This is a genomic window from Leisingera sp. ANG-M6 (assembly GCF_000813905.1).
In the GTDB taxonomy this organism is placed as follows: domain Bacteria; phylum Pseudomonadota; class Alphaproteobacteria; order Rhodobacterales; family Rhodobacteraceae; genus Leisingera.
Genome location: NZ_JWLG01000025.1, coordinates 147,336 through 157,065 on the forward strand (window position 1 = coordinate 147,336; position 9,730 = coordinate 157,065).

Consider the following 9,730-nt stretch of genomic DNA (forward strand, 5'->3'; position numbering starts at 1 on the left):
CGGCGGGCGTCAGGACCCGCCGCTTGCGGGGATCAGAACCCGGCCTTGATGCGCTCGAATTCCTTCAGCATCCGGCCTTCCAGCTCCGGATTGACCGCATCAAAGAACAGGCTGCCCTCAAAGAACTTGTCGACATCGGCAAAGCCGTAGGTTTCGATCAGGCTCTGATCCGCGGATTTGAACGCCTCGGCATTGGCGTGGGCATAGCCCCAGTTCTCGATGATGTATTTGCCACTGGGCTCAGAACTCAGCGCGTTCAGCATGTCATAGACCTGCTCGTCGCTCTGGGTCGAGGCGTTCAGATGCACATAGCCGCAGACCCAGGTGGCGATGCCCTTGTCCACGTCGCGCATCATCCTGGCCGGCGTCTCGTTCCAGATCAGGTTCAGCTCCGACTGGTTCCAGCCCCATCCCATCAGAACCTCACCCGAGGCGATGGCCTGATCCAGCTGGCCCGCATCGGACCAGTAGAACCGCACATTCGGGTGGATCTGGCGCAGGAAATCAGAGGCTTTCTGGAACTCCTCGTCCGACATGTCGGTATAGCTGGAGGCGCCGGTCGCCAGGGCCGCCATCGCATAGGCCGAGGATGCGGCGTCGGGGATGGCGATCTTGCCCTGATAGGCGGGGTCGGCCATCAGCTGCAGGGAGACCGCGCTTTCGTCGATCTGATCGGTGCGGTAGATCAGCCCGGTGTTGCCCCATTCAAACGGCACCATATAGGTCTGGCCGTCGATAGTGACGCCGTCCACATCCTTGATCTGCGGCAGCAGGCTGTCCCAGTTGCTGATTTTCGAGGTGTCGATGGGCTTCAGCAGCCCCGCTGCCACCCATTTGCGCAGCCCGTCGGTGCAGGGGTGGGCGAGATCGGCCGCAAATCCCGATTGCAGCTTGGTGAAGGCCTCCTCGACGCTGCCGAAATAGGTGTAGCTGGGGGCGCCGCCGTATTTGGCGACGTAATCGCCGTAGAACCCCTGATCCTCGTAGCCGGACCAGTCAAAGACCGACAGGCTGGCGGCGTCGGCGGATGCGATGCCCGCTGAGGCGGTCAAAGCCGTGGCCGCGGCCAGTGCCGTTTTGAAGTGTTTCATCATTCTTCCTCCCTTTATTCTCATGCTTCGCGGGCGCCGAGATCGATGACGGAGGCGTTCTGCACCCCCAGCCAGACCGGATCGCCCTGCTTGTGATCAACCGTGTGGAAGTAGTTCGGCACCGATACCGCGATGGGCTGCGGCAGGCCGTCGGCGGTGACGTGGTAGTGCACGTTCTCGCCGTAGAAGGCGGCATTGGTGACGGTGCCCTGCAGATAGCCGTCGTAGCCGTCCGGCTTTTGCGCCGAGATTTCCAGCTGTTCCGGGCGGATGCCTGCCAGCAGCTGCGGCCCGCGCCGCGCCACGTTGGGGTTCACGTCGATGGACAGCGGGCCGAAGCCCCGCACATCGGCGTGCAGTTTGCCATTGACCTCTCCGGTGACAGCCGCATCCAGGAAGTTCATGCCGCCGATAAAGGCCGCAACCTCCTGGCTGCAGGGGCGGGCATAAAGCACTTCAGGCTTGTCGACCTGCTTGAGCTGGCCCTTGAACATTACGCCGATGCGGTCGGACATGGTCATCGCCTCGTACTGGTCGTGGGTGACCATGACAAAGGTGATGCCCAGTTTCTGCTGCAGGCGCCGCATTTCGAACTGCATCGCCTCGCGCAGGTTCTTGTCGAGCGCCGACAGCGGCTCGTCCAGCAACAAGACCTTGGGCCGCATCACCAGTGCGCGGGCCAAGGCCACCCGCTGGCGCTGGCCGCCGGACAGCTCCGTCGCCTTGCGCGATTGCAACCCGCCCAGCTCCACCATTTCCAGCGCCTCGGCGACGCGTTCTTCGGTCTCTGCTTTGCCCAGCTTCAGCTTGCGCAGGCCAAAGGCGACGTTATCGCCGACGTTCAAATGCGGGAAGATCGCATAGGACTGGAACACCATGTTGGTGGGCCGTTTGTTGGCCGGGATATGGGCCATGTCCTGGCCGCCGATGCGGATGGTGCCGGCGTCGTGGTCCTGGAAGCCCGCGATCATCCTGAGCGCGGTGGTCTTGCCGCAGCCGGAGGGTCCGAGCAGGGAAAAGAACTCGCCCTCCTTAAGCGTCAGGTTCAGGTCGCGCACTGCGGTGAAGGTGCCGAACCGTTTCTCTACCCCGGAGATTTCGATGATGTTCTGAGTGGTCATCTGCGTATCCTTCATCAGGCGGACTTGGCGGAGCGGCGGCGGAAGTATTCGGCGGTCAGGAGCAGCAGCACCGAGGCGAGCAGCAGCAGCGAGCCAAGCGCCAGCGTGTTCGGCAGCTTGGCCGGGAAGCGGATCTGGCTCCAGATATAGACCGGCAGGGTGGGCTGGTTGCCGGACAAGAAGAAGGCCAGCACGAACTCGTCGAACGAAACGGTGAACGTGACCAGCAGGCTGGCAACAATCCCCGGCGCCACGATCGGCAGGGTCACCCGGCGGAAGGTGCCAATGACGCTCTCGCCAAGGTCAAAGGCGGCTTCCTCCAGCGACTGGTCAAAGTCGTCGAAAGCCGATTTCATGATTGAGACAGCAAAGGGCAGCGCGACGAAGACATGGCCCAGGATCACCGTCGTCAGCGACGGCTTCAGCCCCAGCGAGATGAACAGCACCAGCATCGAGGACGCCACGATGATGCCCGGAATGACCAAGGGCAGCATCACCAGACCCTCCGACAGCTCACGCCCCTTGAAGCGGTAGCGGACATAGGCGCGGGCCGCGAACAGTCCCAGCGAGGTGGCCACCAGCGCGGTCACCGCGCCGACAATCAGCGAGTTCACCATTGCCTGCAAGAGCGTGTCCTGCTCGCCCAGCTGGGCGTACCATTTCAGGGTGAAGCCCTTCATCGGGAAGGCCACGATGGTGCCGTCGTTGAAAGAGAACAGCGGCAGCAGCAGCACCGGCAGATACAGGAAAATCAGGTAGCCGATGGCATAGGCCAGCAGCCAGGGGAAGCGGAGGGGTCTGCGCCGGGACTTGCTGGCAGCAGCGCTCAACGGCTTGTTCAGGGGTTCGCTTACCGGAGTGCTCAACGGATCCTCCTCCCCAGTGCGGTGGCCAGGATGACAAACAGGATGGCGACAAAACCGACCGAAGCCATCGCCACCAGCGACAGCGTCGCGCCAAGCGGCCAGTTGTTGGCTGGGCCGAACTGCACCTGGATCAGGTTCGCTACCATCTTGCCCTGCGAGCCGCCGACCAGCGACGGGGTGACGTAGTCGCCCACGGTCGGGATGAAGATGATCAGGCTGGCGGCGATGATGCCCGGCACGGTCAGCGGCAGGGTGACACGGATGAACCGCTCCAGCTTGGTGAGACCCAGGTCGGTAGCCGCCTCCAGCAGCGAACGGTCGATCTTTTGCAGCGACACATAGATCGGCAGGATTGCAAAGGGCGCCCAGGCATGGGCCAGGGTCAGCACCACGGCGAATTCATTGTACAGAAGGAAGGTCAGCGGCTCCTCGAGCAGCCCCAATGAGATCAGCGCCGAGTTCATCACCCCGTTGAAGCCGAGGATCAGTTTCCAGCTGAACACCCGCAGCAGGTAGCTGGACCAGAACGGGATGGTGATCAGCAGCAGCCACAGGGTTTTCTTCTGGGTGCGGAAGGCGATGAAATACGCTATCGGATAGGCCAGCGCTACCGTCGCCGCGGTCACCGCCCCGGCAATCAGGATCGAGCGCAGCATCAGATGCCGCACCAGCGGGTCGGTGGCGGCCTCCAGGTAGTTAGCCCAGGTCAGCGTTTTGTCGATCTCGACATAGGTCTGGGTCCAGAAGCTGTAGGCGACCAGGATCCCCAGCGGCGCAGCCACCAGAAGCCCCACATAAAGCGAAGCGGGCGCGCTGAGCGCCAGGCCTTTTCCGGCCTCGGTTCTGAGGAATCCAGTCATGTGTCTCCGTAGCTTGCAAGGTGTGCGGGCGGGGTGCTTCCATTAAAAATGGACAATCGTCCATCAAAATCTGACGGCTGGCAGGGGGTCCTGTCAATAGGATTCTGTAAAAAATGTACAAACGTCCATTTTTGCTGGAGAAACCGTTTGGCCTGTGTCTAAACTGGACAGGCGGCACCGCTTGCCGCACAGGATTGAACCGCGTTACAGCAGTGGAAACGACCAGGACCCAAGGGAAAGATGGCCGGAAAACGGGAACAGAATCGCGAGCAGAACCGCCAAGCCCTGATCGGTGCGGTGCTGGATTCGGTGGCAGAGAAGGGGATCTCCGAAACCTCCGTCAGCGAAATCATCCAGCGCGCCGGCCTGTCGCGCGGCATGATCCACCTGCATTTCGGCGGCAAGGACAACCTGGTTCAGGCCGCGGCGCATCATTCCTCGGAAGAGTATTACGACGGGCTGGAGGCGCTGCTGCAGACCGCTGGCGACAGCCCGCAGGAGCGGATCGAGATGATCGTGCGCGGCGACCTCAGCGAGCGGGTGCTGAACCGGCGCAACGTCAACATCTGGTACGCTTTCCGCGGTGAATCCCGCAATCGCACCGCCATTGCCGAGCATTCGGACACCCGTGACGGACGCCTGCGCGGCATGATCCACAACGCCTTTTCCCGGATTGTGCGCGAGGCCGGAACACCGGATGCCTCCGGTGCTGCGCGCGATGCCACCCATGGCACGCTGGCACTGCTTGAGGGCATGTGGACCGACTTCCTGCTACACCCTGACCGGTTCGACCGAGGGGAGGCCGCGCGGATCATATTCCGCTTTCTGGCTGCGATGTTCCCGGCGCATTTCTCGCTTGAAGGGGCGGTCCAACCCCAGCCGTCGAAGGGGGCCGCACCCGCAGCCCCCGCAGCGTCAGATTCCTGACTTCACCTTGGTCCAGGCCCGGGTGCGCTGGCGCAACGCTTTGGCACCCAGGCTCTTGTCCGGGAACAGGCGGGCGAGGGTGGCAGCATCCGGGTAGATCCCCGGATCGGACAGCACCTCCGTCAGCACATGGGCGTCCGCCGCCGCATTTGCATTGGCAAAGAACACGGCATTGGAAACCCCGGCAATCACCTCGGGCTGCAGCATGTAGTCGATAAAGGCATAAGCCGCGTCCACATTGGGCGCATCTTCCGGGATCGCCATCAGGTCGATCCACATCAGGGTGCCCTCCTTCGGGATCGAATAAAGCACTTCGACGCCATTCCCCGCCTCCGCCGCGCGGGCCTGGGCGATGCCTGCGTCACCGGAATACATCACCGCCATGCAGACGTTGCCTGCTGGCAGGTCGGTGGAAGGTTTCTGATTGTTGAAATAGCTGACGTTTTCCGCTGCAGCGGCCAGCAGCTCCTGCGCCCTAGCGATGTCCGCCTTGTCCTCGGAATAGGGGTCGGCGCCAAGGTAATTCAGGGCCACCGACAGCATCTCCACCGGCGAATCCAGCACTCCGATGCCGCAGTCCTGCAGCCTGGCAGCATTGGCCGGGTCGAACAGCAGGTCCCAGCTGTCGACAGGGATGTCCCCCAGCCGCTCCACCACCAGCGCCGGGTTGTAGGCGATGCCGATGGTCCCCCAGGTATAGGGCACGCCCAGCTGCCGCCCGCCCGGCACCTGGTCAAGCGAAGCCAGGATTTCAGGGCGCAGGTTGCCGTAGTTTTTCAGCCGCGCGGTGTCGACCGGATGCAGTGCTCCCGCCTGCAGCTGCCGTTCGGCGTTGGAGGCGGCGGGAAACACCACGTCGTAACCCGAGCCGCCCGCCAGCATCTTGGTTTCCAGCACTTCGTTGCTGTCGAAGTAATCCAGCGTGACCCTGGTTCCGGTTGCCTCCTCGTAACCGGAAATGGTGGTTTCGCCGAAATAGTCCGCCCAATTGTAGATCGCCAGATCGCCGGCAGAGGCTGGCGCCGCCAGGGCGGCGGCCAGCAAGGTTGCAGTCATGATATTGTTATTGATCATTGTTTCCTCCCTGTTGTGCGCTGCCTCAGCGCTGGCCGGAGGGCCCGGCAGCGTAGAGGCAGAGCAGATCGTTGGCGATGGTGGCCGCCGCGATGGCGGTGATTTCAGAGATGTCATAGGCCGGGGCGACCTCGACCACGTCCATGCCCACCACGTCGGTGCCTGCCAATCCGCGGATAATCTCCTGTGCCTGATAGGGCGACAGGCCGCCAATCACAGGCGTGCCGGTTCCAGGGGCAGAGGCCGGCTCCAGCGCGTCGATGTCAAAGGTTACATAGGTCTTGTGGTTGCCGACGATGCCACGGATCTTTTCCGCCACCGCTTCAGGCCCAGTCTTCTGCACCTCGATGGCGTCGATGATGTTCATGCCCAGCGGATCCGGGTTGTGGGTCCGGATGCCGACCTGAACAGACCGGGAAGGGTCCACCAGCCCCTCGCGGATCGCGTGCCACAGCATGGTGCCATGGTCGATGCGGCCTTCCTCATCCGCCCAAGTGTCGGAATGGGCATCGAACTGGATCAGGCTCAGCGGCCCATGCTTTTCCACATGCGCCTGCAGCAGCGGATAGGTGATGAAATGGTCGCCGCCGATTGACAAGAGCGCCGTATCGGTTTCGAGAATATCCCTTGCCGCCTGAGCAATTTCACCTGGGACCTTGTGCGGATAGCCATAGTCAAACTCGCAGTCGCCGTAATCGACCACGCGCAGCACCTCATAAGGGTCAACCTTCCACGGCCAGGGTGCCGACCAGGCGATATGACTGGAGCCTGAGCGCACCGCCCGCGGCCCCAGCCGGGTGCCGGACCGGCTGGACACCGACAGGTCGAAGGGCACCCCCATCACCGCGACATCGGCGCTGCTGAGGTCACGCGAATAACGCCGCCGCATGAAGCTGAGCGCGCCGGCATAGCTGGCCTCGGCCACCACGCCGCGGTCGCTCTCGCGGGTAAAGGCCAGATCGCCCTGCACGGGGTTCACGCTGGAGGAATCGGTCATGTGGGTCTCCGTCATGTTGAAAATTCATTTGGACCCAGTTTGACTTTCGCGGTTATGCCGGCAAACTTGGCCAAGGATATATATCTTTGGGTATAGGCATGAGTGGCACTACCTTCCCGCCGCTACCCGACGGCTGGGCCAAGGCGATGACGGCGCTGGCGGAATCCATCGCAACGGAGCGCTTTCCCGGCGCGCTGCGGCTGATCCTGTCGCAATGCTGCAGCTTTGATTCGATGGTCATCTCGCATTACGCGGGCGCGCAGCCGCCGGTGCCGCTGTATCAGGATCTAGATGAGCTGCAGGCAGCGATCACGGTGGAGTTCTACGCCAGCGGCCCCTATCTGCTGGACCCGCTTTACCAGGCCTGCCGCAACGGCTGCAGCCCCGGCGCCTACCGGCTGATGGACCTGGCGCCGGAGGCGTTCTACCGCTCCGAATACTACCGTGCCTTCTATCGCAAGATCAGCATCAGCGACGAGATCGGTATCCTGGTGCGGGACGGGGCAGAGCGCTGGTTTATTGTTTCGCTGGCACGGTTTGCCCGCCAACAGAGATTTGAGGCAGCAGACACGGAACGGCTGAATGCAGTTTTCACGCTGATTGCTGCAGCCATCCGGCGCCAGTGGGGTCAAAGCGAAGACACCACCGCGGCCCATCAGCCTGCGGATTGGGAGGACCGGATGCAGACCTTCGGCACCGGTGTGCTCAGCCCGCGTGAGCGGGAGGTCGTGCAGCTGATCCTGCAGGGCCATTCAACCCCCTCCGCCGCCGCCTATCTCGGCATTGCCGAAGGCACAGTGAAGGTCCACCGCCACCACGCCTATTCCAAACTGGGCATCGCTTCGCAGGCGGAGCTGTTTTCGATGGCCACAAGGCATCTGGCGGGTGCCGGGTAGCCCGATCCAGGCTCATCAAACCCGCAAAATCCCAAAAGCTGCGCAGAAAACGCACTTTCTCGGTGCGAAACTTTGGTTTTTCGGTCATTTTTTGGGATATTATGTTGACGAAACCCACATTTTTACAAATTCTGGCGGTGAATCCGGTCGCAGAGCCAACGTCTCCGGCCTCAGGAAGGAAAGCCGCAACGATGCTCACCACAGAAACCCATGCTGACCACGCCATGAGGATCGCTGGGATCGCCGCGGAGGCCGCGCGCGGCTACTTCCGCGGCCGCCTGGGGATTGAGTTCAAGGCAGATGAAAGCCCTGTCACCCAAGCCGACAAGGCGGTCGAGAGCGAGGTACGCGCCTATCTGGAGCAGCACTTCCCGGACCACGGCATCTTTGGCGAGGAGCACGGCTTTGCAGGCTCGGATCGCTCGGAGGTCTGGATCATCGACCCGATCGACGGCACCCGCTCGTTCCTGTCGGGGCATCCGCTGTTCGGTTTCCTGCTGGGTTTCCTGCAGGGCGGCGTGCCGCAGCTAGGGGTGATCGGCATGCCAGCGCTGGGAGAAACCTATCTCGGGGTGCGCGGCCAGGGTGCCACCTTGAACGGGCAGTCCATCCATGTGTCGGAACAGACCCGGCTGGACCAAGCGGTCCTCTATGTGAATGAAGGCGACAAGATCCACCGCGATCATCCAGAGCTGTTCAACCGGCTGATGCAGGCGGGCCAGACCCGGCGTTTCGCCTATGACTGCTACCCGCATGCACTGCTGGCGGCCGGGCATGTGGATGCGGTGATCGACTATGACCTTCAGCCTTATGACTATCTGCCCGTATCGGCAGTGGTCGAGGCCGCGGGAGGGATGATCACCGATTGGAACGGCCAGCCGCTGGATCTGGCATCTGATGGCAGGGTGGTTGCGGCAGCTACGCCTGCGCTGCACGCCGAGATGCTGGCGCTGATCAAAGGATAACCATATGGCAATACTGACTTTTCTGATCAGCCTTGCGGGTGCGACGATGCTGCTGCTTTATGCGGTTCGGATGGTGCGGACCGGGATTGAGCGCAGCTACGGGGCCTCGTTCCAGCGGCTGCTGACCGGGCGCCAAAGCCATTTGCAGGCGGGGCTGATGGGGCTGATCCTGGCGATTGTGCTGCAAAGCTCGGCCGCGGTGGCGCTCTTGACCTCCGGCTTTGCCGCCAGCGGCTACCTTGCCTTTCCGACCGGGCTGGCGATTGTGCTCGGCGGCGATCTCGGCTCGGCGCTGATCATCCAGATCCTGTCGTTCAAGCTCGACTGGCTGGTGCCGGTGCTGCTGGCGATCGGCGGCTACCTGTTCGTCAAGACCGAGGCCAAGAAGGCGCGCCAGCTGGGGCGGATCCTGATGGGGGTGGCCTTCATCCTGATTTCGCTGCGCTTTCTGCGCGAGGCGATGGACCCGATCCGCGACAGCGCCTTTCTGCCTGCGGTGGCGGGCTACCTGGCGCGCGACTATATCACCGCCTTCCTGGTCGGCGGCGCGCTGGCCTTTGTGATGCATTCCTCCGTCGCGGCAATCCTGATGTGCGTCACCCTGGTGCAGATCGGCGCCATCCCCTTTGCCGCCGGGCTGTCGCTGGTGCTGGGGGCCAATTTCGGCTCTGCCTTCATTCCGGTCTGGCTCAGCCGCGGCATGGCGCTGAAGGCGCGGCGCATTCCCTATGCCAACCTGGCCTTGCGCGGCACCTGGGCAGTGATTTGCCTGTTCGGCGCCAATCTGGCGCTGCGCCAGGGCTGGCTGGGTGACCCGCAGGGCGGCCAGATGCTGGTCAATGCGCATCTCGCCTTCAACGCATCGCTCTTGCTGCTGGCGCTGCCGGTCTGCACCCCGCTGGAGGGGCTGTTTATGCGCAGTTTTCCCGAGCC

At 62.8% G+C, this 9,730-nt stretch carries 10 protein-coding genes; 4 read left to right on the forward strand and 6 right to left on the reverse strand.

Going from position 1 to position 9,730, the window contains the following annotated elements:
• Window positions 1-32: 32 nt before the first annotated feature.
• Genes RA24_RS20110 through RA24_RS20125 form a run of 4 tightly spaced genes read right to left on the reverse strand, consistent with a single transcriptional unit; the run spans window position 33 to window position 3,938 of the window.
• Window positions 33-1,091, reverse strand: coding sequence for an ABC transporter substrate-binding protein (locus RA24_RS20110; RefSeq protein WP_029204884.1), 1,059 nt, complete (start codon window positions 1,089-1,091; stop codon window positions 33-35).
• Between the two features lie 20 nt (window positions 1,092-1,111).
• A complete protein-coding gene (locus RA24_RS20115; RefSeq protein WP_082008928.1) occupies window positions 1,112-2,212 on the reverse strand; it encodes an ABC transporter ATP-binding protein in 1,101 nt (366 codons plus the stop codon).
• 14 nt (window positions 2,213-2,226) lie between these two features.
• Window positions 2,227-3,042 (reverse strand): ABC transporter permease, encoded by an 816-nt coding sequence (locus RA24_RS20120; protein ID WP_052269638.1) that lies wholly within the window; start codon window positions 3,040-3,042, stop codon window positions 2,227-2,229.
• A gap of 32 nt (window positions 3,043-3,074) precedes the next feature.
• Window positions 3,075-3,938: an ABC transporter permease gene (locus tag RA24_RS20125; RefSeq protein WP_039193904.1), complete on the reverse strand. Its 864-nt coding sequence runs from the start codon at window positions 3,936-3,938 to the stop codon at window positions 3,075-3,077.
• Window positions 3,939-4,178: 240 nt separating this feature from the next.
• On the opposite strand from RA24_RS20125, the gene RA24_RS20130 reads away from it, so the two are divergent.
• The gene (locus RA24_RS20130; RefSeq protein ID WP_039193907.1) at window positions 4,179-4,865 is read left to right on the forward strand and encodes a TetR family transcriptional regulator C-terminal domain-containing protein; all 687 of its coding nucleotides are present in this window, start codon (window positions 4,179-4,181) and stop codon (window positions 4,863-4,865) included.
• On the opposite strand, the gene RA24_RS20135 is transcribed toward RA24_RS20130, so the two are convergent.
• Window positions 4,854-5,939, reverse strand: a complete 1,086-nt coding sequence (locus RA24_RS20135) for an extracellular solute-binding protein (RefSeq protein WP_039148217.1) — start codon at window positions 5,937-5,939, stop codon at window positions 4,854-4,856. The two genes, RA24_RS20130 and RA24_RS20135, sit on opposite strands and share 12 nt — an antisense overlap.
• Before the next feature lie 25 nt (window positions 5,940-5,964).
• Window positions 5,965-6,936, reverse strand: a complete 972-nt coding sequence (gene speB, locus RA24_RS20140; protein ID WP_039173982.1) for an agmatinase — start codon at window positions 6,934-6,936, stop codon at window positions 5,965-5,967.
• A gap of 98 nt (window positions 6,937-7,034) precedes the next feature.
• Between speB and RA24_RS20145 the strand changes: the two genes are divergently transcribed.
• The 3 genes from RA24_RS20145 to RA24_RS20155 form a co-directional block, all read left to right on the forward strand.
• Window positions 7,035-7,832, forward strand: coding sequence for a helix-turn-helix transcriptional regulator (locus RA24_RS20145; RefSeq protein ID WP_039193909.1), 798 nt, complete (start codon window positions 7,035-7,037; stop codon window positions 7,830-7,832).
• Between the two features lie 191 nt (window positions 7,833-8,023).
• Window positions 8,024-8,797: an inositol monophosphatase family protein gene (locus RA24_RS20150; RefSeq protein ID WP_019297003.1), complete on the forward strand. Its 774-nt coding sequence runs from the start codon at window positions 8,024-8,026 to the stop codon at window positions 8,795-8,797.
• Window positions 8,798-8,801: 4 nt separating this feature from the next.
• Window positions 8,802-9,730, forward strand: a 929-nt coding sequence (locus RA24_RS20155; RefSeq protein WP_039193912.1) for a Na/Pi cotransporter family protein, incomplete at its 3' end; no start/stop codon positions are given.

Excerpts from the sequence above, each read along its gene's own strand:
- RA24_RS20110 (WP_029204884.1), bottom strand. The coding sequence starts at position 1,091 with ATGAAACACTTCAAAACGGCACTGGCCGCGGCCACGGCTTTGACCGCC.
- RA24_RS20115 (WP_082008928.1), bottom strand. The coding sequence starts at position 2,212 with ATGACCACTCAGAACATCATCGAAATCTCCGGGGTAGAGAAACGGTTC.
- RA24_RS20125 (WP_039193904.1), bottom strand. The coding sequence starts at position 3,938 with ATGACTGGATTCCTCAGAACCGAGGCCGGAAAAGGCCTGGCGCTCAGC.
- RA24_RS20130 (WP_039193907.1), top strand. The coding sequence starts at position 4,179 with ATGGCCGGAAAACGGGAACAGAATCGCGAGCAGAACCGCCAAGCCCTG.
- RA24_RS20135 (WP_039148217.1), bottom strand. The coding sequence starts at position 5,939 with ATGATCAATAACAATATCATGACTGCAACCTTGCTGGCCGCCGCCCTG.
- speB (WP_039173982.1), bottom strand. The coding sequence starts at position 6,936 with ATGACCGATTCCTCCAGCGTGAACCCCGTGCAGGGCGATCTGGCCTTT.
- RA24_RS20145 (WP_039193909.1), top strand. The coding sequence starts at position 7,035 with ATGAGTGGCACTACCTTCCCGCCGCTACCCGACGGCTGGGCCAAGGCG.
- RA24_RS20150 (WP_019297003.1), top strand. The coding sequence starts at position 8,024 with ATGCTCACCACAGAAACCCATGCTGACCACGCCATGAGGATCGCTGGG.